Annotated in this window: 20 protein-coding genes; 12 read left to right on the plus strand and 8 right to left on the minus strand. The window is 45.0% G+C overall.

Going from position 1 to position 25,533, the window contains the following annotated elements:
* Positions 1 to 58 precede the first annotated feature (58 nt).
* Positions 59 to 1,363 (plus strand): response regulator c-di-GMP phosphodiesterase, NosR family, encoded by a 1,305-nt coding sequence (gene nosR, locus E5672_RS17370; RefSeq protein ID WP_136783386.1) that lies wholly within the window; start codon positions 59 to 61, stop codon positions 1,361 to 1,363.
* Between the two features lie 244 nt (positions 1,364 to 1,607).
* On the plus strand, positions 1,608 to 2,957 hold the full coding sequence (gene gorA / locus E5672_RS17375; protein WP_136783387.1) for a glutathione-disulfide reductase: 1,350 nt from the start codon (positions 1,608 to 1,610) through the stop codon (positions 2,955 to 2,957).
* A gap of 75 nt (positions 2,958 to 3,032) precedes the next feature.
* On the opposite strand, the gene E5672_RS17380 is transcribed toward gorA, so the two are convergent.
* Positions 3,033 to 5,264 carry a molybdopterin oxidoreductase family protein gene (locus tag E5672_RS17380; RefSeq protein ID WP_205676507.1) on the minus strand — a complete coding sequence of 744 codons (2,232 nt, stop codon included), beginning with the start codon at positions 5,262 to 5,264 and terminating at the stop codon, positions 3,033 to 3,035.
* Between the two features lie 259 nt (positions 5,265 to 5,523).
* Here E5672_RS17380 and E5672_RS17385 point away from each other — a divergent pair, with 259 nt between their 5' ends.
* Positions 5,524 to 8,859, plus strand: coding sequence for an amidohydrolase family protein (locus E5672_RS17385; RefSeq protein WP_136783389.1), 3,336 nt, complete (start codon positions 5,524 to 5,526; stop codon positions 8,857 to 8,859).
* 76 nt (positions 8,860 to 8,935) lie between these two features.
* Here E5672_RS17385 and E5672_RS17390 read toward each other — a convergent pair whose 3' ends face one another.
* Entirely contained in the window at positions 8,936 to 10,480 is a 1,545-nt protein-coding gene (locus E5672_RS17390) for a hydroxymethylglutaryl-CoA reductase (RefSeq protein ID WP_136783390.1), read from the minus strand.
* Positions 10,481 to 10,913: 433 nt separating this feature from the next.
* Here E5672_RS17390 and E5672_RS17395 point away from each other — a divergent pair, with 433 nt between their 5' ends.
* From E5672_RS17395 to E5672_RS17425, 7 genes are all read left to right on the plus strand, one after another.
* On the plus strand, positions 10,914 to 12,173 hold the full coding sequence (locus E5672_RS17395) for an HlyD family secretion protein (protein ID WP_240692274.1): 1,260 nt from the start codon (positions 10,914 to 10,916) through the stop codon (positions 12,171 to 12,173).
* A gap of 2 nt (positions 12,174 to 12,175) precedes the next feature.
* Positions 12,176 to 14,443, plus strand: a complete 2,268-nt coding sequence (locus E5672_RS17400; RefSeq protein WP_136783391.1) for a peptidase domain-containing ABC transporter — start codon at positions 12,176 to 12,178, stop codon at positions 14,441 to 14,443.
* Entirely contained in the window at positions 14,440 to 14,751 is a 312-nt protein-coding gene (locus tag E5672_RS17405; RefSeq protein WP_039217926.1) for a helix-turn-helix domain-containing protein, read from the plus strand. Before E5672_RS17400 ends, E5672_RS17405 begins: the two co-directional genes overlap by 4 nt.
* Before the next feature lie 47 nt (positions 14,752 to 14,798).
* Positions 14,799 to 15,020, plus strand: coding sequence for a hypothetical protein (locus E5672_RS17410; protein ID WP_136783392.1), 222 nt, complete (start codon positions 14,799 to 14,801; stop codon positions 15,018 to 15,020).
* Between the two features lie 118 nt (positions 15,021 to 15,138).
* Entirely contained in the window at positions 15,139 to 16,140 is a 1,002-nt protein-coding gene (locus E5672_RS17415; protein ID WP_136783393.1) for an ATP-grasp domain-containing protein, read from the plus strand.
* 131 nt (positions 16,141 to 16,271) lie between these two features.
* Positions 16,272 to 16,613, plus strand: a complete 342-nt coding sequence (locus E5672_RS17420; protein WP_136783394.1) for a DUF4258 domain-containing protein — start codon at positions 16,272 to 16,274, stop codon at positions 16,611 to 16,613.
* Between the two features lie 9 nt (positions 16,614 to 16,622).
* A complete protein-coding gene (locus E5672_RS17425) occupies positions 16,623 to 17,066 on the plus strand; it encodes a helix-turn-helix domain-containing protein (RefSeq protein ID WP_136783395.1) in 444 nt (147 codons plus the stop codon).
* 95 nt (positions 17,067 to 17,161) lie between these two features.
* Here the strand turns inward: E5672_RS17425 and hslU are convergent, their stop codons facing one another.
* Both hslU and hslV read right to left on the minus strand, forming a co-directional pair.
* Positions 17,162 to 18,490 carry an HslU--HslV peptidase ATPase subunit gene (gene hslU / locus E5672_RS17430; RefSeq protein ID WP_014999752.1) on the minus strand — a complete coding sequence of 443 codons (1,329 nt, stop codon included), beginning with the start codon at positions 18,488 to 18,490 and terminating at the stop codon, positions 17,162 to 17,164.
* A gap of 82 nt (positions 18,491 to 18,572) precedes the next feature.
* Positions 18,573 to 19,097 (minus strand): ATP-dependent protease subunit HslV, encoded by a 525-nt coding sequence (gene hslV, locus E5672_RS17435; RefSeq protein ID WP_136783396.1) that lies wholly within the window; start codon positions 19,095 to 19,097, stop codon positions 18,573 to 18,575.
* 305 nt (positions 19,098 to 19,402) lie between these two features.
* Between hslV and E5672_RS17440 the strand changes: the two genes are divergently transcribed.
* Positions 19,403 to 20,023, plus strand: a complete 621-nt coding sequence (locus E5672_RS17440) for a DUF1294 domain-containing protein (RefSeq protein ID WP_240692275.1) — start codon at positions 19,403 to 19,405, stop codon at positions 20,021 to 20,023.
* Here the strand turns inward: E5672_RS17440 and E5672_RS17445 are convergent.
* The 3 genes from E5672_RS17445 to priA form a co-directional block, all read right to left on the minus strand.
* Positions 20,020 to 20,760, minus strand: a complete 741-nt coding sequence (locus E5672_RS17445; RefSeq protein ID WP_136783397.1) for a hypothetical protein — start codon at positions 20,758 to 20,760, stop codon at positions 20,020 to 20,022. The two genes, E5672_RS17440 and E5672_RS17445, sit on opposite strands and share 4 nt — an antisense overlap.
* Positions 20,761 to 20,845: 85 nt before the next feature.
* The gene (locus E5672_RS17450; protein WP_136783398.1) at positions 20,846 to 21,424 is read right to left on the minus strand and encodes an SPOR domain-containing protein; all 579 of its coding nucleotides are present in this window, start codon (positions 21,422 to 21,424) and stop codon (positions 20,846 to 20,848) included.
* 132 nt (positions 21,425 to 21,556) lie between these two features.
* Complete coding sequence (priA, locus tag E5672_RS17455; protein ID WP_136783399.1) at positions 21,557 to 23,746, minus strand: primosomal protein N'; 2,190 nt, start codon at positions 23,744 to 23,746, stop codon at positions 21,557 to 21,559.
* 468 nt (positions 23,747 to 24,214) lie between these two features.
* Here priA and rpmE point away from each other — a divergent pair, with 468 nt between their 5' ends.
* A complete protein-coding gene (gene rpmE / locus E5672_RS17460) occupies positions 24,215 to 24,427 on the plus strand; it encodes a 50S ribosomal protein L31 (protein ID WP_014950975.1) in 213 nt (70 codons plus the stop codon).
* Between the two features lie 181 nt (positions 24,428 to 24,608).
* Here rpmE and E5672_RS17465 read toward each other — a convergent pair whose 3' ends face one another.
* Complete coding sequence (locus E5672_RS17465) at positions 24,609 to 24,926, minus strand: hypothetical protein (protein ID WP_136783400.1); 318 nt, start codon at positions 24,924 to 24,926, stop codon at positions 24,609 to 24,611.
* Positions 24,927 to 25,533 lie beyond the last annotated feature (607 nt).

Consider the following 25,533-nt stretch of genomic DNA (forward strand, 5'->3'; position numbering starts at 1 on the left):
TGTCCAAAAGCGCCATTGCATGCGATATTAGTTACGTCGCGAATAAGGATAATTTTTTATGACAGAGCCTACTGAACAAGCTACAACCTATACCGTGCTATTTGTCGACGACGAGCCTAATATCCTTCGTGCCATTAAACGTGCGCTCTTCACCATGGATATTACACTGCTGCTTGCTGATAGCGGGGCAAAGGCACTGGAACTGATGAGCAATAACGAAGTCCACGTTGTAATTTCGGACATGAAGATGCCACAAATGTCGGGCGCTGAACTTCTTGAGCAAGTGGCCATTAATTATCCTGATACATTTAGAGTGGTACTTACAGGTTATGCCGATATCGAATCAACGATTAAAGCTGTTAACCAGGGTAAAATTCACCGCTATCTTCAAAAGCCATGGGATAACCAAGAGTTAATATCTGTGGTTGAAGAAGGTTTAGAGCGGGTTAAATTGAAGGCGGAAAATACGCGTCTGCAAAAACTGACTCGTCTTCAAAATAAAAAGTTGAGAGACGTCAATGCCTCGCTAGAACAAGTAGTTCAAAAGCGTACTCGCCAGATAAAAGCGGCGCTTAACAAAATAGAAAAGCACAATATTGCCATGGAGCAAGTGCTTTTTAATGTGATAAGTATTAACCCTAACATCAATGGTAAATTCGCTATTGAGGTGAGTGAGTTAGCGTCGAAACTCGCGCGTATTGCTCGTTTAGAAAAAGATGAAATAAAACAGGTGCGCTATGCCGGCCTTATCTGTGAACTGGGCCTATTAGGGCTTGAGACGGAAGATTTTAAAGCGCCATTTTCGAAACTCAAATATCAACAGCAACAAAATTACCTATCGCAAACCAAACAGGCGGCACTTATCCTTGCTCCGGCGCATGAGCTTCATCAAGTTTCAGATATCATAGAGTTTCAATTCGAACACTACAATGGCTCTGGCTTGTATAACAAAGTTGCCAAAGAAATTCCCGCAGGCGCGCGTATTTTAGCTATAGCCCGAGATTACTGGCGCTTAGTAACCGGCAGAATGAGCGGCGTTGAAATGAGCCCTCGAGACGCCAAACTTGAAATGAAAAAGCACAGAAACACGCGCTACGACGGCGAGTTTTTAGATCTTTTACTCGAAGCAGAAGATGTGACAACGTCTAAATTGCTCTCGACATCACTGAAAGCCTCGCAACTTAAGGCGGGCATGGTCCTTGCCCAAAATTTATATAACGATAGTCATATTCTAATCCTTCCTGAAGGTCACGTATTTAGTGACGCTACTATTCAAAAACTTGTGCATTTTGAAGAAGAGCGAGGAAAAGCGTTTAGTATTCAAATAGAACCAGAAGAGCTTTCTGCTACTATAAGTGAATAAGTTCTGAAGGTGACGTGCTGAAAACAGGACGGGCGTTACATAAATCTGTCTCGCTTTGTCTTGACCTTTTAATTGGGCTGCACCACCCCCATTGATAAACTAAATGAAATTCCCTAAAGCAAATCTCGGTCTTGTGCTAACTCTTTAAGACGAAACCGCTAGATAATGATTTGCTGTGCGAACCTACCGATAGCATTTACGCTTATCGCCTACGTTCGTCTAACCGACAAAGAAGGCTTTTTGAATGACACATTTTGATTATATTTGTATTGGTGGTGGCAGCGGCGGGATCGCATCTGCGAACCGCGCGGCCAAGCACGGAAAGAAGGCAGCTATCATTGAAGCGAAAGATATTGGCGGCACTTGCGTTAACGTAGGCTGTGTACCTAAAAAAGCCATGTGGTACGGAGCACAGGTAGCTGAAGCTATTCACCGTTACGCACCTGAATATGGATTCGACTTGTCGGTAAATCATTTCAGTTGGGATAGCCTTATTGCCAGTCGTCAGGCCTATATTGAGCGTATCCATGCGTCTTACGACCGCGTGCTTACTGCGAACGACGTTACCTTAATTCGCGGTTTTGCAAAGTTCATTGATAACAACACGGTAGAAGTAAACGGCGAAAAGTATACGGCCGACCATATTACAATTGCCGTTGGCGGTCACCCAATCATCCCAGATATCGAAGGTGCCGAATACGGCATTGATTCTGATGGTTTCTTTGCGTTGAAAGAACAGCCTAAGCGTGCTGTTGTGGTTGGTGCTGGATACATTGGCGTTGAGTTAGCGGGTGTGCTTCATGCGCTAGGGACAGAGTCACATTTGGTGGTTCGTAAACACGCGCCGCTTAGAAATTTCGACCCTATTATTCATGAAACCTTAGTGGACATGATCCACGCTGAAGGCTGTAAACTACACAATCATGCCAGCGTAGAAAAAGTGGAAAAGGCTGACGATGGTGAGCTATCAGTGCATCTAACCAATGGTGAAGTGCTAAAAGCTGACTGCCTAATTTGGGCGATTGGCCGCAAGCCTTCAACCGACAAAATTGATATTGAAAATACCGATGTTGAGTTGAGTGATGACGGTACAGTTAAAGTAGATAAGTACCAAAACACTACAGCCAAAAATGTGTACGCGGTAGGTGATATTACCGGTGAAGCAGAGCTTACTCCGGTGGCAGTTAAAGCAGGTCGTTTGCTTAGCGAGCGTTTGTTTAACGGTCAAAAAGACGCTCACATGGATTACTCGATGATTCCAACCGTGGTATTTAGTCACCCACCTATTGGCACTATCGGCTTAACTGAGCCAGAAGCTATAGAAGAATATGGCGAGGACAATATTAAAGTATACACCTCTAGCTTTGCGTCGATGTACACGGCGGTAACCCGTCACCGTCAAATGACAAAGATGAAACTAGTATGCGCGGGTAAAGACGAAAAAGTGGTAGGCCTACACGGTATTGGCCACGGCATGGATGAAATTCTGCAAGGCTTCGCCGTTGCCATAAAAATGGGCGCTACGAAAGCTGACTTTGATGCCTGTGTAGCCATTCACCCTACCAGCGCGGAAGAGTTTGTTACGATGACCTAAGTAGACGCGCTTAATTGAACGCTTTCTCACGAAAACCGGCATTAGCTTACAGGTAAATGCCGGTTTTTTTTATGCTTAACTTACTTTTTCCATTTCAACAGGCACGCCGTTTAGCACCGCATTGCCCGATAGTTCGTCTACCTGTAAATCGTCAGTAAGAATGTTGGTGTTAACCCCAGGGCGCTGACTAGCCACAGACAGTTTAATACCTTTTTTATTGTGCCCCCATCCATGTGGGATAGACACTACGCCAGGCATAATTGCATCTGTGATTTCAGCCTCTATGGTTAGTTGGCCGACCCGTGATTTCACGCATACCTCATCGCCATCTGCAATGCCGTATTTTGCCCCGTCATCAGGATGAATCTGTAGCGTACAGCGGTTGTTGCCTTTTACCATACGGGGGCTGTTGTGCAGCCAAGAATTATTGGTTTTAATATGCCGACGCCCTATCAAAACGAGGGGCTGATTTTGAGCTGTAACATGGCTCGCTTTTCCAAAGAAATGCGTGTTTAGCCTGCCCAAATCAGCCATGAAGTAATCAAAATCTAAGTGGATTTTCTTATCTTCGTGAAACAAGGCATGAGACAAGGACGATTGTAACGGCCCTAAATCTATTCCGTGTGGGTGTGCTTTAAGTATATCAATCGACAGCCCGCCTTTCGGAACAGCAGTTGAACTTTCACTTAAATTTGTATCAGCACCTTCACTTTTGCTTGCTGCTCGACCATAAAGACCTGCTTGCAATAAGTCATCAACCACACCTTTAGGTTGCTTGTCCCAAAGCGCAGCATAGTGAGCCGTGCTTTTCCCATTTAGCGCATCGAGCCTTTCCGCCAAAGATAAATAAATTTGCCAATCGGTAAGCTGATCTTCGTCAATGTCCACTACCGCTTCAGAATACTTAGCGAAATTTCGCACAGCGAAGTTGTGAAAAACAATGTCGTAATGGTCGCGCTCAAGTGCTGTTACTGGAGGAAGGATTACATCAGCATGACGGGAGGTTTCGGTAACATAAAAATCCAACGCAACCATAAAATCGAGTTGAGAAAACGCCTTATCAAGCTGCTCTGCATTGGGCGTAGTAACCACGGGATTGCCAGCACCAATTACCATAGCTTTAATTTGCCCGTCTCCGGGGGTTAAGATTTCCTCGGCTAAACACGCTACCGGGTACTCACCAGCAAAGGCTGGAAGCCCCCTTACGCGAGAGCTAAACCCGCCCATACTGCCCCTACCTGAAACTGGCAGTACGTCAGCGGCCGGCTGGGTGAACATCATGCCACCTCGCTTATCTAAGTTTCCGGTAAGCATGTTAAACAGCATAATAAGATACTGGGTGAGCGTGCCAAACCTTTGTACGCTAGCCCCCATCCTTCCATAACAAACTGCAGACCCGGCATTGCAGAAATCCAAAACAAGCTGAGTTATTTGTGACGCCGATATACCGGTAAGCTCGCTGACTTTTTGTGGCGAGTAATCGCGAATGTATTTTTCGACCTCTTTTATATCTTCTGCATAAGGTAAAATTTCATCCACTTTGTACAATTGCTTTTCAAACAATACATGCAGCATAGCCAGTAGCAAAAGCGCATCACTGCCTGGGCGAATAAAGTGATGTTCACAGCTGATATCAGCGGTTTCACTGCGTTTAGGGTCGATAACGACGACCTTCCCACCGCGTTTTTGAATACCTTTCAAACGCTTTTTCACGTTTGGCACCGTCATAATGCTGCCGTTGGATGCCAGCGGATTCCCGCCGATGATCATAAAATGCTGGGTATGGTCGATATCTGGAATGGGAATTTGAGAGATATGACCAAACAGCCGTCTACTAACAATGTGATGTGGCAACTGGTCAACAGATGTAGCTGAATAACGGTTATGAGACTTAAGGGCTCGATAGAAATAAGGCCCGAACAATATAGACCCCATATTGTGTGCATTAGGATTCCCTAAATACACGCCTACCGCATCGTTACCGTGCGCCTGTTGAATGTGGTGTAGCTTGTTTGCAACCAAATCAAAGGCTTCATCCCACCCGATTTCTTCCCATGCGCTGTCTTCCCGTGCGCTGTCTTCTCCGTCGATTTTTACTCTTTTAATTGGGCGCTTCAAGCGATCAGGGTCGTCGTACAAATCTTTTAGCGCACTGGCTTTGGGGCAAATATGGCCTTGGCTAAAGGGGTTATCTTTATCACCTTTTATTGACAGTATTTGACGGCCTCTCGTCGCTACTTCAATACCACACATTGCTTCACATAATGTACAAGTAGAGTAATGCAATTGTTGTTCAGCGTTGCTCACGGTAATTCCTACACAATTCATTGTTAATGATTTGTTATGAAATTAGCGATTATTGCTGTAATAGACAAGCATCACTGAAAGTGATGATGCAATCGTTGAACGTTAAATTTGTACCCATGATCGCATTAGCTGAATGAAATTCGATTATTTTGCAGTAATATTAACGTTAGTTTTACAACCCAAGAGTACGGTGTTTCATGTTTAATCATGTACTCTGATGTAGACAGAAAATAAATAACAAGCACTTGGAAACATAATTATGATAACGACAAAGAAACGTTTACTGGCCGTCACGCTAGTAGGCGCCCTAGGCTTAGGCGTTGCACCAACTTTGTACGCCCAAAACGACAGTGAAGAAAAAACAGAATCCGAACTTGAAAAGTGGGAAGTCAGCAACCCACCTTATGCACTAAACGAAGTCACCATTAAAACAAACGAAACCACCTGGTCTAGCTTAGACGTTGCTCCAAACGGCAAGTTTATGGTTTTTGACATGCTGGGCGACTTGTACAAAGTGAGCATGAGTGGTGGCGATGCAACGCCGCTTACGCAAGATTTTGCTTGGAATATTCATCCGTCGATTTCTCCAGACGGCAAGCAAATCGCATTTATCTCGGATAAAGACGGCTTAAGCAACGTGTGGGTTATGGACATTGACGGTAGTAACCTTCGTCAGGTAACCAAAGAAAAAAGCAATCTTATCCACTCTCCTAAATGGAGCCCAGACGGCGAATACCTAGTGGTAACAAAAGGCATTATGTCTAGCCGCAGTATCCCTGCAGGCGAGATTTGGATGTATCACAAATCAGGTGGTGACGGCCTACAAATTAAAGCTCGTAACAGCGGAAAGCGCGACCAGCAAAACATTGCTGACCCTGTATTCTCTCATGACGGCAAGTATATTTACTTTACCGAAAATACCGTTCCGGGCGCCCGCTTTGAATATAACCGCGACCCATTAGAGGGCATTTTTGCTATCACTCGCTACGACCGCGAAACCGGCGAAGAGAGTCGCTATATTAGCGGTACGGGCGGCGCGGTAGTCCCTACCCCTTCACCTGACGGTAAATACATAGCATTTGTGCGTCGCGTTAAAGATAGAACCGCGCTTTTCATTAAAGACATTAAGACAGGGGTAGAAACCCCGCTGACGTTGGAACTAGAGCGAGATATGCAGGAAGGCTTTGGTTCGGAAGGTTACTTTGCCTACTTCGACTGGATGCCAGACAGCAGCAAAATCGTATATTGGACAGGTGGCAAGTTCCACACTATCAACGTGAAAGATAAAACCACCAGCACCATGGACGTAACCGTTGAAGGCACGGTGAAATTTGCTGATGCGTTACGTTTTGACGTTGATGTAGCCCCTGATGAATTTGATGTTCGCATGATCCGCTGGTCTCAAATGTCGCCCAACGGAAAAACCGTACTCTTCCAAGCGTTAGGTAAACTTTATGTGCGCGACGTTAAATCTGGCAAAATTAAGCGTTTAACGAAACAAAACGACCATGACGAATACTATCCGCGCTTTTCCAACGACGGAAAGTCAATTGTTTATACCACTTGGAATGACCAAGATTTGGGCACCGTTCGCGTGGTTTCTGCTCGTGGCGGGAAAGGAAAGGTTATTACCCAGCAGCCAGGTCACTACATTGAGCCGTCGTTCTCTGCCGATGGCGAGAAAGTGGTTTTCCGCAAATTTACCGGCGGCTACTTACTAGACCCCAAATACTCGGTTGAGCCAGGTATTTACGTAGCAGACCTTGAAGAAGACACCGTAGAAAAAGTATCTGAGGGCGGCTACAACGCGCATTTCGCGGGTAACGACGACCGAGTGTATTTCACCGAATCAGCGGGCGGCGAAGCTTACTACGAAACCCAGCTTTCAAGCGTTAACCTTAAGGGTAACGACAAGCGAACTCACCTTTACGGTGCAGATAAGGTAAGTGAGTACAAACTTTCATACGATAAGAAATGGGTTGCGTTTGTTTACCAGTTCAAAACGTACGTGGCACCGTTTGTTGAAAATGGAAAGCGCGTTACCATAGGCCCGAACATGACCTCACTGCCGGTAACGCAGCTTTCAAGCCGTGCGGGTGAATACTTAACATGGTCACCTGACAACAAAACCCTAAGCTGGTTTAACGGCCCTACGCTATTTAGCCGTTCACTTGATGAAGCCTTTGCCTTTGTTGATGGCGCAGCGGAAACCTTACCTGAGCCAGTAGCTGAAGGTATGGATTTGTCGTTTACCACCAAAGCTGACAAGCCATCTGGTTACAAAGCTTTGGTTGGCGGTAAAGTGGTAACCATGCGCGATGCCGACAACACTCAAGAGGTGATTGAAGATGGCGTTGTGCTGATTAAAGACAACCGCATTGAAGCAGTGGGTAAACGTGGCGATGTGACCATTCCTGATGATGCCATGCAAATAGACACAACGGGTAAAACCATTATCCCAGGGCTTGTTGATGCGCACGCTCACGGCTCGCAGGGCCGCAATGAGATTATTCCTCAGCAAAACTGGAGTCAGTACTCGAATGTGTCGTTCGGCGTAACGACCATTCATGACCCTTCAAACGACACGACGGAAATTTTTGCTGCGGCAGAATTACAGCGTAAGGGCGATATCGTTGCGCCGCGTATCTACTCCACCGGCACGATTTTATACGGTGCAGAAGGACTAGGTTACAAAGCGATTATTAATAATTATGAAGATGCCTATTTCCATGTTGAGCGCTTAAAAGAAGCTGGTGCTATTTCAGTGAAAAGCTACAACCAGCCCCGTCGTGACCAGCGTCAGCAAGTGCTGTGGGCAGCAAAAAATCAAGAGATGATGGTAGTGCCTGAAGGAGGCGGTAAGCTTCAACAGAACCTGACTATGTTGGTAGATGGCCATACGGGTCTTGAGCACAGCATTCCTGTGGAAAAAGGCTACAGCGATGTCACTCAACTGTGGAAAGCCACAGAGTTCGGCTATACGCCGACCTTTGTTGTGTCGTACGGCGGCATGATGGGTGAAGAGTACTGGTACGATAAAACCGAAGTGTGGAAGAACCCGCGTCTTCTTCGCTATACCCCGTCAACCATTTTAGATAGACGCGCTATCCGCAGACCTACTGCGCCAGAAAATCAGTACAACCACCAAAACGTAGCAAGCTACGCCAAAGCGCTTCGAGATAATGGGGTCAGTGTACATATTGGCGCTCACGGACAACGCGAAGGCTTAGCTGCTCACTGGGAACTGTGGATCATGGAACAAGGTGGCTTTACGCCTTGGGAAGCGCTACGCGGTGGTACTATTGATGGCGCGAAACACCTAGGCATGGGCAAAGATTTGGGCAGTATCGAAAAAGGTAAACTTGCTGACCTCGTGGTGATTGATGGCGATGTACTAAGCGACATTAGAAAGAGTGAATTCGTAGAATACACTGTACTAAATGGACGCGTATACGAGTCTGCCACCATGAACGAAGTGGGCAGTAAGAAAAAACGTAAACCGTTTTTCTTTGAGCAAGACAATGCCACCTTTATGCCGCAACAAACGGCAGATGAAGTGGAAGCGAAAGCGCACCACTATCATTGGGAGCATTAATCCAACTAGCGTTAAATAAAAGGGGCTTCACGTTATGTGAAGCCCCTTTTAATTTCAGTCAGTAAATCTATTCTTTTTATCTGTTTCGCCCATACTGTTCGTGTGACGAAACCCAGTCTGACGAACTAATGGCTGACGCTAGCGATATCTCTCCGGCCAATACAACCGACGCCACGATTTCTGCAAATTTATACACCCGGTCGCGCCCGTAGCAGTCGAGCAATTCTAAGCACTCTCTCTGTGTACCAATACCGGTACCGCCGCCATAAGTAGCCACAATAAGCGATGGAATAGTAATAGATATGTACAGGTCACCGTCATCAGTTAGCTCTGAATACATCATTGCCGCCGACGACTCAGATACGTTTGCGACATCTTGCCCTGTGGCGATAAACATGGCCGTAATTCCGTTTGGTGAGTGCAGACCCGTGTTATTCACGCCAGATAAGAAAGAGCCTACACCAGCCACACGGCCGTGGTAGTCAATTTGTTTAGGGTCAACACGCATTACTTCTAGCAAATGTTCGCGTTTAATAGTGGCTTCAGCTGTCACCCGTTTACCACGGGTACGCATAATATTTATCTGAGAGGCTTTCTTGTCGGTGGCAAAGTTTGATTCAAGATAGAAATTCTCTATGCCTTTATAGTGATCGAGTATCCACCCGCATGCCGCGAACGTAGCACGGCCCACCATGTTCTGGCCTGCGGCATCGCCGGTCCTAAAGTTAAATCGTAAGAACGCAAATTTATTCGATAGAAAGTGGTCGATATACGTCAATTTGGCAACGCTTGAAGTCGCTTCTGCTTCTTCTTTAATCTTTTCAAAATTCTCTTTTATCCACTTTACGAAGTCCCTTGCACCCCGTGCATTCTCAAAGATAAACACCGGCGCGCGCTGCATGGCGTCGTCAACTACTGTTGCCGTTACCCCACCACTCATGTTGAGTAATTTCATACCGCGATTGTACGAAGCTACCAATGTACCTTCAGTGGTCGCTAACGGCACCACAAACTCTCCCTGCGCATGCTCTCCATTTATCTTAAGCGGCCCAGCAATACCAATAGGAACCTGCGCTACGCCAATAAAATGCTCGATGTTGCCTTTAAGCGCTTGCGGGTCAATTGAGTACTTACCTACGTGGTCAATTTTCTTGCCCGTAGCGCTTTCAAAATATTCTTGGCGTGTTTTTATAATACTCTCGCCGTAGTCGTCCATGTCGTCACGTGGAATAAACGCACTGCGTTGTCCTGGCGCAGTGATATTGTCTTCAACTTCAAATTTAAGCTTTCCAAATGGTGAAGCAGAAAAACAGATACCCAGCTTTCGTTTTTCAGGGCAAGGCGCTTCATCAATATCCAAGTGCACGGTAATAGTTTGGCGTAAAGCAAACGGCTCTCCGTCTGAGTTATTGAGCACCTTTACAGGAATACAGGAATCGGGGGTAAGCTGGAGTGAAATTTTTTCTTCGGGAATTTTTTCGCCATCAAGGGATATCCATTTCACTTCTTTGATGGTTGCGTCTTTTAATCTATTTTTCAGAGAAAAAGATAAGCCTTTATCAGTTTTGGTTAAACTTGCGCGGGTGTAAAGTTGCTTTAAAAGTATGCTGGGCACAAACATGAGGCTTCCTTCTGTGGATTCTTACCGTTTTGTTTTCATATTCCTTTGTTTTTTATAGCACATTCTTTATACAGTTCTATGACTTCTTTATATTTCTTCGCCTTTTTCTTGCGCAATATCAACTTTCAAATTTAGGCCAAGTACTTTCAAAAATGCGTCAAGCCCAATAAGGGTAAGTGCTACCTAAAAATAGACCTTAGACAATATTTTTCAAATTTTCACTTCACCTAAAGTAATCCTGTCATCGCAGTTATGTTGACCACGAGGTATCTGGCAGTAATAAAACGGAGGTATCAAGGATTACGACGCCAAGGATTAATAGCCTGCATGGAAGCGGCAGCCAGATACTTTTTATGTGATGAAAAGCAAGTAAAGCGGACTGGTTTTAACTCAAGCACCAACACTCGGAAGTGAAGGAGCCAGGTAGAAAGGAATGAAGATGAGAACAGGGCTGTTTAGAAAAGAAGTCGTTGAGGAGCAAACTAATGCTGCAGAGGGGAGTTTTTTGATGACGCCTAAACCTGTCTACTCTGTAATTGCAGGCCTGCTTATTGTTTGGATTGTGGCTGTAGCCGTATATTTAAATACTGAAAGTTATGCACGTAAGGCCTCGGTCACTGGATGGCTGGAGCCTAGCCATGGTTTATTTAAACTGTATTCCGACACAAAACGAGGAAAAGTCCTCAAGGTTCTAGTAAGTGAGGGACAGTTGGTAGAAAAAGGCGCACCACTGATAACCATAAGTTATAGCAATAAGGATGCACTAGGTAATACAGTAAGCACAAAGTTACTTGCTGAGCTTGAAGCTAAACAACGCCGGACGCTTCAAAGTATTCAGCGGCTTCGTATTTTGCACCTGGCACAGCAACAACGTTTAGATGAACAGCGCATTCAAGCCCAACAAACCTTATCGGCCCTAAACGCCATTGTTGAATTATCCCAATCGCAGTTGCTTTTATCTACAAAGCAATGGGAAAAAGGTAAAACCTTGTTTGAACAGGGTCACATTAGTCGTGCCGACTTTGAAAAGCAGACTCTCGATCGTTTGAATGCAGAGCAGCAACTTACGTTAGTCAAAAAGGATTTGAGCAACGAACAAGCTAACATTACCGCATTAAATCATGAACTTGCCACATTGCCACAGCAACAAGCCAACGAAATGGCAAATATAGAGAATACCTACAGCGATCTCACTCACCAAATTGTAAGTCATAAAAGCAGCGCAGAAGAGACAGTATACGCCCCTCATAGCGGTGTAATATCTGGCCTTCAAGTTAGAACAGGATATACCGTTGATAGCTCTCGTCCGCTTCTAACTCTGCTCCCAGAAGATGCTGACATACAAGCTCGTATCGCCGTTCCCGTAAGCTCTGCTGGTTTTATTCAAGAAGGACAGGCATTGCATATCCGATATGACGCATTTCCCTATCAAAAATTCGGTGTGCAGTCTGGCGAAATAGTAAAGATTTCTCCCTCGCTCATTCTGCCTGGCGAGCTAAAAGATGTACCAATTTCAATTAGCGAGCCAACTTACCTTGTTACTGCAAGCCTGAGTGCGAACGAAATATTGGCCTATGGAAACCGTATTTCTCTGAAAGCTGGAATGACATTTTCCGCCGATGTGGATTTGAGCCAGCGTAGCCTTTTGGAGTGGTTAATGGAGCCGCTCTACAGTATCACAGGGAAGCTTTGATCATGCTGAGCATAGCACAACCTCTTTCCACGCATATATTCCAAACAGCAAGGCGGGTACCCGTGATATTGCAAAGCGAAGCGGCTGAATGCGGACTTGCATGCGTAGCTATGATTGCACAGTACTATGGCGACAAACGAGACCTCAGTTTATTGCGTCAGTCCATGTCCGTCTCGCTTAGGGGCACAACATTGAAAGACGTGATGCGATTTGCCAGCGACTTGGGTTTTCAAACCCGTGCTATCAAGATAGAAATGGAGCACCTTGAACAACTCTCCTGCCCTGCCATTTTGCACTGGAATATGAATCACTTTGTGGTACTGACCAAAGTAAAAGGAAAAACCCTCACTATTCATGATCCAGCTCTGGGGCAACGGAAACTGCAGTTTGAAGAAGCTTCAAAGTGCATAACGGGTATTGCACTAGAAGTCTCACCAAGCGACACATTTAGCCCAAAAAAGTCCGCGCCGCGCCTTGGTCTTACTCAATTTTTCTCACGCACGGTAGGCTTTAAACGCAATTTACTTACTCTTTTCGCACTTTCCATAGCGCTGCAACTTTTCGCCCTTGCAGCACCTTACTACATGCAGACAGTAGTAGACGACGTATTGATTTACAACAACGATGCCTTGCTTAAAGCTCTCGCCATCGGTTTTGCTCTACTGCTCGTTATAGAAACCTTCACGAGCGGAATTAGAAAGTTGGTAATTTTATCGGTGTCTTCTCGCCTTCAACTTCAGATGTCGGCATCAGTCTTTAAACATCTTTTATCTCTTTCGTTGGACTATTTTGACAAGCGTCATATTGGTGATGTGGTATCCCGTTTTGGTTCACTGGCCAGTATTCGCGAGTTTTTAACTACAGGTGTTGTAACTGCAATACTGGACGGAATAATGGCTCTAATTACCCTGGCGGTAATGCTTTTATATTCCTTTAAACTAGCCCTGGTTGTTACTGCAATCATGCTAATCTACCTTGCCGTTCGCTTAGGGCTGCTGCCGTTTATTAAACGCTTAACAACTGAGCGCATTGCCCTAGCCGCGTCTGAACAAAGCCACTTCATGGAAAGCGTGCGTGCTATTTTACCCATTCGCGTTTACGGCCAAGAAATACAACGTCACAGTCAGTGGCAAAACAAGCTTGTCGCCACACTAAATAAAGACATCACGCTAGGCAAAATCAATATAGGCAGCGCGCTCACCAACCAGTTTTTATTCGGGGTGGAAAACTTAGTGGTGGTCTATGTTGGAGCGAGTCTAGTAATGGATGGTGCGCTATCCATAGGAATGTTGCTTGCCTTTATGGCTTACAAAACGCGCTTTGTTAATGCATTAGATGGTGTGGTGAATAAGCTGATTGAGCTCAACATGCTGGGTGTTCACTTTAACCGTTTAAGCGATATTTTGCTTACGCCGGTACAACAAAAACTCCACTGGCAAAATCTCAGTGACGATTCATTTAATGCGCAAAACGCGCGCGTTGCTGATTTAGACTTACCTGACTCAAATAGGTCCGCCACCCTTTCACCCAAGGTTTTAGCGCCTGGCAGTGCAAACACAGCACCGTGTCTTGGAGATGAAGCTGACGCGATAGCGCTTGAAGCTACTGCGCTAAGCTATCGCTACAGTGACAACAATGCATGGGTATTTAGAAACCTAACGCTGTGTGTTAATCGCGGCGAAATCGTAGCGATCATAGGTGACAGTGGCTGTGGAAAAAGCACATTGCTCAAATGCCTGATGGCGCTTTATCCCATAACAGAGGGCCGTATTAAGCACCCCGGAATAGCAAAACCAGTTATCGCTTCAGTGCTTCAAGAAGATGCCTGTTTAAGCGGCACCATCGCCCAAAACATCTGTTGTTTTGAAGAAGTGCCGGACCTTAAGAAAATGGTTTACGTTGCTCAGCTTGCCTGTATTCATCAAGACATCATGCACTTACCCATGCAATACCACTCCCTAGTGGGTGATATGGGCAGTAGTTTAAGCGGTGGACAAAAACAGCGCCTGCTTTTAGCAAGAGCGCTATATCAAGAACCCGACATTTTATTTTTAGACGAAGCAAGCAGCCATTTAGACATGGCCAATGAGGCACAAATAAATCACCACCTCAAATCTTTGAATATGACCCGAATTATTGTGGCGCATCGCCCCCAATCTATTGCCATGGCAGACAAAGTTTATCGTCTTGAACACGGCACATTACACCCATGCTCACCCATTGAAGTAAGAGGAAGCACAACATCAGCTAAACACGGAGAAACACGATGAAAAACCATGAAATAAGAGAACCCGCAGTATTGATAACAGCAGCTGAACGCATGCAAATAGATGCAAGTGGACTAACAGCTAGCGATAGCGTCATTCCCATGGACTGCTTATCAAAACGTGAGCTACAGGTCGTACACAAAATAATGGAAGGCCGCTCTAACAAGGTGATCGCCTCTGAACTGTTTATTAGCGAACGAACCGTGAAATTTCATTGCGCCAACATCTACAAAAAACTCAATATCAGTAGCCGCTCAGCACTTATCGCCTGCTGCTTTAGAACCCTTTACCGGGAAGTGGTTTCGCTATAAGCGCTTCCACTTCATCACTCAACACGCCATTACAAGGAGCGTACTTTATGAAAAACCATCAATTGAATCACAACCACCCAAATCTAAACCAACCAGCAAGCACCGAGCCCGTTGCTTTAGTCGAAGCACAGCTGTTTGAAGTATCTGGCGGTCTGCGCGTTCGTTTAAGCGATACCGTACCGGTAGTCGGCCCAACACCTAAAGAGCCCGTTTATATCACCATGGCTATTGGTGAGGGCGGCGGCAAACTCCCGGATATTTTGTCTTAGCTTTCGCTTAGAAACGACTTAAGCCAACACGCGGATTAAGCATCGCTTTGTGATGTCCGTGTGTTGCTTTACAACCAATAGATTCTTCCAACACTTAACCTTCTAGCAAGGAACGCAAATGCACGTAGCTTTATTGGGAAATGAGCAAGACCCGCAAATTCAACATATTGCGAAAGCCCTATGTCAAACGGCTACGCCATTTTACTTTGCCAATACGCAACATTTCGGTTCAACGTGGGCCATAAGCTATGATCCTGATTTTGATGATGGGCTAATCCATTTCAGCTCCCCCTCTTTGTGCGACCAACCTAGAGTCACTTTTTCAAACACTAAAGCTGCTTATTGGCATGAGTATTTGCCGGGTTTACCGCTAAAAGCCCCAAGCGAGAATTCTAGTAACGATAGCAACGCAGATCCTCAAGCAAATCGTAATAAACGTGATGACAAAGCGTCTCGTGTGTTAGAAAGCGCGGGATGGGTCGAGCAAGAGCGAGCAAGTACTTTACTTTGTTGGTTTAGCTACACCAACATAAAATGGGTGAACTCTATCGACGCTGTTCGAAGCCACCAGTGTAAGCCTTATCAATCACGCGTTGCTGGCAAACTAGGTGCACATATCCCCTACACCTTTATAGGCAATGCGCCTGAAGTCGCTTCTCAGTTTTGTAGCAATATGCGAGACGTTATTTACAAGCCCGTACGCGGCGGTCGAACCGCACAGTTTGTGAATAAACAACCTAACATGCGCCCACTACTAAACACGCTGTTAGGTGAGCGCCCTGTTACCTTTCAAAAGTATATTGCTGGCGTAAATGTACGAAGCTATGTGCTGGGCAATGACGTGCTAAGCGTACAAATTGACTCAAGTGAATTAGATTACAGGAACGACGACAATGCGAGCGTATCAGTGACCGCAGTCCCTAGCGACATTCAGCAGTTAGCTGTCAGAATTTGCCATGCATTAGGCATGCATTGGTGCGCAATCGACTGGCGTAAGAGTGCAAAAGGAAAGTACTTTTTTCTAGAGGCAAATCCCAGCCCTTATTTCCTAAAAGTAGAGAACGAAACCGGCCTGGATATCACAGAAAAGCTGGTGGCGCTGATGGTGAAGACTTCGTAGTAACAAGCAGGACGTTTAGAGGCTAATTGGGTTTCCACAACGAATTTGCGATTGTTTAGAAGCCTTTAAGCAATCATTGACAACACCCCAACAACCTATCAATATGATAGGATGAATTTCAGAAGGCATTCATGGCTAATCACAATCCCCAAGGAATTAATGAATTCCCTCTTACAGAGGAAACTGCCAGAAAAATAATGAATGACCTCGCAGAAAACTATACTCACCGGATTCGGTGGACTAAACATGTTAAACAGCGCATGCATGAGCGAGGAATCACTACAGGTCAGGTGATCACTTTATTAAAAAGTAAGCACTCAGTATTTAGAGAGGGGCCATATCTTGATATTTCTGGAGACTGGAAATTTAATTTGAAAGATTTAGCTGCGGGCAAAGTTATCGAACTCACTGTTGCACTTAAAAATCATCATGATAGTCCAATGTCATTTCTAATTACTGTATGGATAAGTTGAGAGGGTAAAATGTACCATTACACTGAAAGCGGGTTATCAAATGTATACCTGAAAAACGGTGTTACCGTTGAAGTTGTAGACGGTGAAGAGTATACAAGCATTGACGATATGAACGGTCTTCATAGTGCGATAGCACAGACAATTGTTAACACCAACAAGCCTCTTGCTCATGATGAGTTTAAATTCTTACGTATAGAACTAAATGTTTCTCAAAAAATGCTGGCGAATCGTTTTGGTGTTGATGAACAGACCATTGCGCGTTATGAGAAAGGTCAAACAAAAATTCCACGGACAACAGATGCAGCCTTAAGAGCCTTATACATGGAAAGCCAACAGAAGAATAATCCCGTAAGTTACTTTCTTGATTTACTAGCAAATACTCAAGCGGAAGAAGCTGCAAAAATAATTCGTCTTGAAGAAGTCGAAGACCATTGGGAAAAAGTAGAAAGGTAAAAAAGCCGACTTAACGTCGGCTTTTTAGTTCTTATTCATGTAGAAGGGCTAGTTGAACAAATTAACTAACGGGGAAACTTCTACTTAGCGCTAAATTACAAGATAAAGCGCGAAAGATCTTCGTTATCTACCAAGGTTTCTAGATGGCTGTTAACGTAATCAGCATCAATCACGAATGACTCACCGCTCTTTTCAGAGGCGTCAAACGAGATATCTTCCATTAGGCGTTCAAGAACCGTGTGCAAACGGCGGGCACCAATGTTTTCAGTGCGCTCATTCACCTGCCATGCCGCTTCAGCAATGCGCTGAATACCAGAATCGTCGAACTTGATATCCACGCCTTCTGTCTTCATTAGCGCAATGTACTGGTGCGTTAAAGACGCATTTGGCTCGGTAAGAATACGTTTAAAGTCACCCACTTTAAGGGCAGATAGCTCAACGCGAATTGGAAGACGACCCTGAAGCTCAGGAATAAGGTCCGACGGCTTGCTCATTTGGAATGCGCCCGAAGCGATAAACAAGATATGGTCAGTTTTAACCATGCCATGTTTTGTCGATACCGTTGAACCTTCCACAAGTGGAAGCAAGTCACGCTGAACACCTTCGCGAGATACATCAGCCGATGAGTTACCCTCGCGCTTACAAATTTTGTCAATTTCGTCGATAAACACAATACCGTGCTGCTCTACCGACTCAATGGCTTTTTCTTTCAAATCTTCTTGATTCACAAGGCGTGCAGCCTCTTCTTCAATAAGTAGTTTGAACGCTTCTTTAATTTTCAGCTTCTTCTTTTTCTTTTGCGAACCCGACAAGTTTTGGAACATGCCTTGAAGCTGATTGGTCATTTCTTCCATACCTGGAGGCGCCATAATTTCTACGCCAACCTGCGGAAGTGCCACATCAATTTCAATTTCTTTGTCATCTAAGTCGCCCTGACGAAGCTTTTTACGAAATGCTTGGCGCGTACCGCGATCTTCAACGTTTTCCTTATTACCCCATGCATCTTCTGGTGGAGGAAGCAAAACGTCTAGAATGCGTTCTTCCGCTGCTTCTTCTGCGCGGAATTTCACCTTTTTCATTTCATTTTCTTTCGTCATCTTTACCGCAATGTCGGCAAGATCACGAATGATGGTTTCAACTTCTTTACCTACATAGCCCACTTCGGTGAACTTAGTCGCTTCAACTTTAATGAACGGCGCGTTAGCAAGTTTTGCTAAACGGCGGGCGATTTCAGTTTTACCCACACCTGTAGGGCCAATCATCAAAATATTTTTTGGCGTAACTTCTTGGCGCAGCTCAGGTTCAAGCTGCATCCGACGCCAGCGATTTCGAAGTGCAATAGATACAGCGCGCTTGGCATCTTGTTGACCGATAATATGACGGTCTAACTCGTGAACAATTTCTCTTGGTGTCATTTCAGACATGAATAAACCCTTTTCTAACAGCGCTTGCTGTACTCGAATTCATACGAGCGACAGCAAGCCGATAACAGCATTCAGCTATTACTTAGTAATCTAGTACATCAACCGTTTGGCTATGGTTAGTGAATACGCAAATATCACCCGCTATGGTCAACGCTTTTTCAGCAATTTCTTTTGCGCTTAGCTCTGTATTTTCAAGTAGTGCAGTAGCTGCGGCTTGCGCGTAGTTACCACCAGAACCAATCGCGATAAGATCTTGTTCTGGCTGCACCACATCACCGTTACCGGTAATGATAAACGATGCGGTTTCGTCGGCTACGGCAAGCAATGCCTCTAGTTTGCGAAGCGCCCTGTCAGTTCGCCAGTCTTTGGCAAGCTCTACCGCCGCTTTAGTCAAATGGCCTTGGTGAGCTTCAAGCTTTGCTTCAAAGCGCTCAAACAGCGTAAATGCGTCGGCCGTGCCACCAGCAAAGCCCGCTAAAATCTTGTCGTTGTATAAACGGCGCACTTTGCGCGCATTACCTTTCATTACGGTGTTACCCAGTGATACCTGTCCGTCACCGGCCATTACCACTTGATTCCCACGTCGTACAGATACAATCGTTGTCACGTTTCATTCCCCGTTTCGCTGGGCGCAGCTGCGTTTTTTCATGTTACAAAGGCAGCAGCGTTCAAATTCAATAACAAATAAGTGGGGGAAGGCTTTTTAATTTCAAGGGTAAGACAAAAGAATGTGCGCTCAAACCTGCCTACTATATGGGCTTAGCGCATACGGCGCTTATTGAATACCCCATTTATAGAGTGCATACTCTCGCCAATGAAGCCCTATGGCCAGTTGAAATAATGCCTAATTGATAGAGCACAGATAAAGTAGCAACACTGAAGTCGCTACATAATGGTATTAAAGGAGTAAGAATGAAGTATCAAGGAAGAATACAACAGTGGGACGATGCTAAAGGTTTTGGCTTTGTGGAGCCCAACGGTGGCGGAATACGGGCCTTTGCTCATATTAAAGCGTTTAAACAGCGCTCTAGGCGACCTATTAATGGCGATATTATTGTTTATGAAGTTGAACAGGATAGAAAAGGCAATCACCGCGCCTGCAACATCAGCTTACTCAAGGATCACAAAGCTAAACGTTTACGCGCCAATAAGCCAACCTCGCAAAGAAAACGTAATATTATCGTACTGAGTATTTTCTCCGGTGCACTTGCGTTATTTACACTGTCAGGTCGGTTACCGTTTATAATGCCTATCATTTATGGCGCGGTAAGTATGCTTGCCCTACTGTGCTACGGTATTGATAAATGGGCAGCTAAAAACAACATGTGGCGAATTTCAGAAGCAAAACTGCATATATTAAGCTTATTGGGAGGTTGGCCTGGTGCGTTGCTAGCCCAACAAATTTTTAAACATAAGCGTAGTAAATCGTCATTTATGAGAGTTTATTGGGTAACGGTTTTGGTTAATCTCATTTTGCTTGGGCTAATTGCATTTGAAGTGATTAATACGCAGGCATTCATGGTTGAAATTTAGCGAAATCGATACCCTTCAATGTCAAAACCAAAACCACTTTCGTAGCCCTTAACATACACCCATCCTTTATTCGGTAGGCGTTTGTGCTCACTTTCCCTTAAGCATAAGCGCCCATCAGACAGGGGACCGTTCTCTTTTAGCAAAAGTGGATGTCGACAGTGCTTAGAGCCGCTTCCTTTTTCATAAGCAAATTTTCTTTCTGTTTCTTGTTTATCGGACGCTAAGTGGAGCGTGTAGGGCAATGCCGTATCAACAAAACTAAACCACAAGAAAAAGGCTAATAGCGGCATGCCAAATAACGTCATTTTTCCACGTAAATCTTTAGTCACAAACTGCGCGTGCCGCTTATCGATAAAAATGGCGAGGTAATAAAAGGCGCTGTAGGCAAAAGTGAGAAATACGATGGCCCAATTCGAATTGTCTAGCCAAGCATTGATCACAATAAAATCGGTTAAAACACTTACGAACATTGCGCCAATAAGTACTAAAAAAGTACCGTTACTGATACGTGTTATTGGATGAAGCTCAGACCATTTAGGTCGAGTAAAATGCTCATCTTGATGGGCGCTATCCGTATCATCTTCAAATGGCAGCGCTGCCCGCTTAACAGCGAGCTCATTCTTTGCTGCCTGGTAGCGCTCCGGAAAGGCCTGCTTATCAATATTTTCCAGAACGTCCTCAAGCTCTTCTATGCTGTAAGCAGCGTAATCTGGTTGTTCAGTGATGGCAATACGCATTGATACTTCCTTGTAAACGCATCCTTTCTCTACGCGCTATCAATGCGCCGTATGCATCGCATTAAATGTTACCGACAATAAACTGCTACAAATTCCAGTACCAAATTTGGCATGTGGCAATGTTCACTTTACGCAGGCTGTGCTTAGCTTTTTCTGCATCTCGCTTAGACTCATATGGGCCCAGAATTACGCGGAACCAGTCGCCGTTGCTGCCAGTGCTGTGTCTAATAAGCGCCTCTAAGCCTTGGAATGCTATTTTGGCTTTCATCTCTTCAGCCTGGGCGCGGGTTCTAAACGAAGCGCACTGCATCAAATAGCGCTTGTCAGACTTTTCTTGCTCTTTAACATCAACTTCTACTTCGTATCCGGGAAGAGTCTTAATATACTCCCATTCTTCCTCGGGCAATTCAGGTAAAGATTCTTCTGTAGGAGCAACAGGCCGTGAAGCTTGGGTATCTACGTTATCTTCTACATTGTCTTTTATCGACCACAAAAAGATACCAAAACCAATTACCAATGCGAATACACCGATAAGGCGCACAATAGGAAGTTTGCCAACAACCGACGCATTTATTTGTGCATTCCCCGCTGGTTTTCTTCCTTTACCAGCAGGCTTCTTTTTTTGAGGAGAGCGTCCACGAGAGACATAATCGCGTTGAGCCATAGTCGGCAATATTCCTACTTGTTATCGTTGTTTGTATGCGTAAGAAAACGTCATATACCAAATCTTTATGAAGAAGCAGCTTTCCTGCAACTTCAATCCTGCCAAAATTTTAACGTATTGCCACTCAACAAGCTAACTGAAATCGGTAGGATCAATATCTATTGACCACCGTACTTTCATTGCCTGTGGCAACGCCTGTAAAAATGGCAGCGCCAAACGTAGCGCATTGTGAAGCGGCGCACGCTTTTCATGACTGCATACCAGCATAAATCTGAACCTGCCTTGCCGCTTTTCTATCAAACAAGGAAACGGGCCATTCAACTCAATGGCATGCTGCTGGAGAAAGACTTGCTTACTATCTTGTAAAAAGCGATAGGCCAAACTGCTGTCAGTCGCTTCAGCACGAATCACAAATTGACTAATAAAAGGGGGCAACCCCGCCGCTTTGCGCTCCATTAATGCGTGCCGGGCAAAATGCCCATAGCCATTGTGCACTAAATCCTGTAGCAGAGGGTGATGGGGGTTGTGAGTTTGAAGCCACATTTCACCGGGTTTACTTGCGCGCCCTGCTCTTCCAGCAAGCTGTGTCACAAGCTGGGCAAGCTTTTCTGGCGCTCTAAAATCGGCACTAAAAAGTGCCCCATCACAATCTAGCACCGCCACTAAGGTTACATGCGGGAAATGGTGACCTTTTGATAGTATCTGAGTACCAACTAGCAGCTGGTACTCTTGGCGGTTTATGGCATCAAGCGTTTGGTGCAGTTTATCTTTGCCCCGAACGGTATCGCTGTCTATTCGTACCTGTTTAACACCGGGAAATAAACTTGCAAGCCCTTGCTCGACTTGCTCGGTGCCCGTACCCGCAGTCACTAATTCATTGTGATGACACGCTTCGCAGTTTGATGGCATTGAGCGCATGCCGCCGCAGTGATGACACTGTAGTCGGTTCTGCGCTTTATGCACTGTATAAGGACGGTCACAGCGCTTACACATTACGGTCTCACCACAGTGATGGCACAGCAGCGCTGGCGCATAGCCTCTGCGATTTACAAACACCAATACCTGATTTCCCGCATTGATGTGCTGGCGCATTATCGTCAGCAAGCCTTGCGAAATACCGTAGTGAATGGGTTGGTCGCGTGCGTCTAACACATGCTGATGCGTGCTTTTCGCCCCTCCCGCTCGCTTGGTAAGCTGCAAATGGGCATAGCGACCGCTTAACGCATTATTAAGTGTCTCTAGCGCGGGCGTGGCGCTGCCTAATAAAAGAGGAATATTGTGCTGCTTAGCCCGCATGGCTGCTAGGTCACGGGCGTGATAGCGAAGCCCATCTTGTTGTTTAAAAGACTCGTCGTGTTCTTCATCCACAATCAACATACCGGGGTTGTGCAGCGGGGTGAAAATAGCCGAGCGGGTACCAATGATAATACCGAGCTCACCGGCTTTTGCTCGCTGCCACACCTGTAGCCGTTCTTTATCAGAAAGCTGAGAGTGTAAAACGCCCACTACAATACTAAAGCGCTTCTCAAAGCGAGATACTGTTTGCGGCGTAAGCCCTATTTCTGGCACAAGGATAAGCACTTGCTTTCCATCACGCAGCAAGGGTTCAATGGCTTGAAGATACACTTCCGTTTTACCGCTACCGGTAACCCCTTCAAGCAAGCTTACCGCGAAGTTACTTTGCTGACGGTTTAACGCGGCAATGGCAACCGACTGCTCAGTATCTGGAACTGGCTTTTCAGACACCGATAACGAGGCAAGCCAACTGCCTGACTTAAATTCAGGTGCGACTTCTTCAATGCTTGCCAGTGACTTTTCGACAAGCGCTTTGACCGCAGGTGCGCCATACTGCTTGCGAGCTTGCGAGGCTAATAAGGCTCCACCAGCCATTGCAGAAAAACAGGCTTGTTGTTTACGCGCCCGCGATAACGTGTCTGCAGTCGTTTGTTTACCTTCTTCGGTAAGCATTAGCATGTCTTGTGGCGTGGGGGCCGCCGACTCGCCTTTGCGCAATAAAACAGGCAGCATAGCGTGCAGCACTTCACCCGGCGCATGATGATAGTACTGCCACAGCCATTGGGCCATTTTCAACAACACCCCATCTATAACAGGGCTATCGTCCAGTACCGACTCAATAGCTTTTAGCTTGTCAGAGTTTTCAATCTCACTTTCAGGTTTTTGTAGAGTTTCAACGACTACGCCCACAAGTTTGCGCGGACCGAAAGGCACAACCACCCTTACACCTGCTCTGATTGCATTGGTGTGGGTATATGTGAAAAGCTGGCGCAGTGGCACTGGCACGGCAACTTGAATAAAGGCCATTGCGAACGTTCTACCTTATTGAGTGACATTTACAGCGCGCTATGCGCTTATAAGCTGCTTATGTTGAAACTAATTATACTGAGGCTTCTTGCAGACTTATACGTTAGAGCATTTTGCGCTTCTAACAGCTAGCTACACATTTTGCTATTAGCGCATGATTTTGCTACTAGAGCATGATTTTTCCACTAAAGCATTTGGCCTAGCCTTGAAAGACAAATATTTAAACATACTTTATCGGTAAGCATAAAAGGAATGTTTTTTGTTTGGCCTTTTTATCGGCTACCTTGCCTAGCTCTCTTGTTTAGCATTTGGCCAAAAACAGCTTGATCAAGCCCCTTCCATCCTTTATTATGCGCCGCTCTTTTGCGATAGGCTGTTCTTTGAACGACTTATCATTTGAATTAAGTAACGTATGGTGTGCGACTTCGGGTTGTATAGCGATACGGCCTTGTTATGTGAGGTAACCCAATGAAACAAGATATCCACCCAAAATACGAAGAAATCACAGCAACTTGCTCATGTGGTAACGTAATGAACATCCGCTCTACGCTTGGTAAAGACATCAACCTAGACGTATGTTCTTCATGTCACCCATTCTACACTGGTAAGCAACGTAACGTTGACACTGGTGGTCGTGTTGATCGCTTCAAGAAGCGTTTCGGTGCATTGGGCAAAAAGTAAGCCTGATATCGAGTTCGAAAAAAGCGCCTTTATGGCGCTTTTTTATTGCTTAAAATTCGCACTTCACACAAACAAGATATGCTAAACAGCGCTTTACCGCCGATATTGTAAATCAGGCCAGTAACTCACCTATTAAAAAAGCTTTTTTAGCTAGCTTTGCAACATTCAACGTAACCTAAACTCAGTGAAGGTTTTTAACATTAGATAAATGCTTGTCCCAATTGCCGCCACTAACTTTATTACATTGTTCTTCGCTATCAAAATAAATACCAACGGGCGTTGACTTAATTGACGCCAAAGCAATATTCACCTGGTTTATGAAGTCTATATCCCATCCGTTAGTTAATGCCCGCTGTTTTTCCTGTTCATTATTAAACACAGCAATTACCTGCGGCGCTCTCCAATGTCCTATGTGAGTTAGCCAAACAAATCCATTGTTGTTAGATTTTACGTTTTCGCATACATCGGTCAGCACTGCTATTAGTTTTCTTTCTGTCATTTCCTCGCCTCTAGCCCAAATTTAAAATAGGCTTCCATAACATTTTATCAGAAATGTAGTGTAGAGAATTTACAAGCCAATCACCTGCGTTCCACTTTCTCGATTTGGATTAATGTTCTTGTCATTATTGAGAATATAGATCTTTTAGATATTATGATTCCCCCCATCCCACAATAGACAAGCAGAATGAAGCTTTCATCAAAAATAAATAATATGAATGTCAATTATAGCCCTATTTTACTGGTCTAATTAGTATGCCTAACCTACATTGGTATTTGAGAATTCTGATCAGATATGTACACAGTGATTGGCTGTGTTAGAGTTGCGATCGGCACTTTGATAGTGAGCATTAATGCTGTGAATAATGCTTAACTAACAAGGCTTGTGGCGCTTTTAGGTACAGATTTTAAGTGTAAACCTAAGGTTTTGTACCCATTTAGGTATGCGAGCAAAATCAGCAAAGGGTAACACCTAGCCTGCTCTTTTCAACATACCCTAGTGCTAACAACTATTTATAATCACTTTTGTCATTACCGGGTTGTAACGCACTTACGTTTATCTACCTATAACTATAACGATAATAAAATAGCTACAGAGCGTGAACGAA

This window comes from Alteromonas portus (assembly GCF_005117025.1).
In the GTDB taxonomy this organism is placed as follows: Bacteria; Pseudomonadota; Gammaproteobacteria; order Enterobacterales; family Alteromonadaceae; genus Alteromonas; species Alteromonas portus.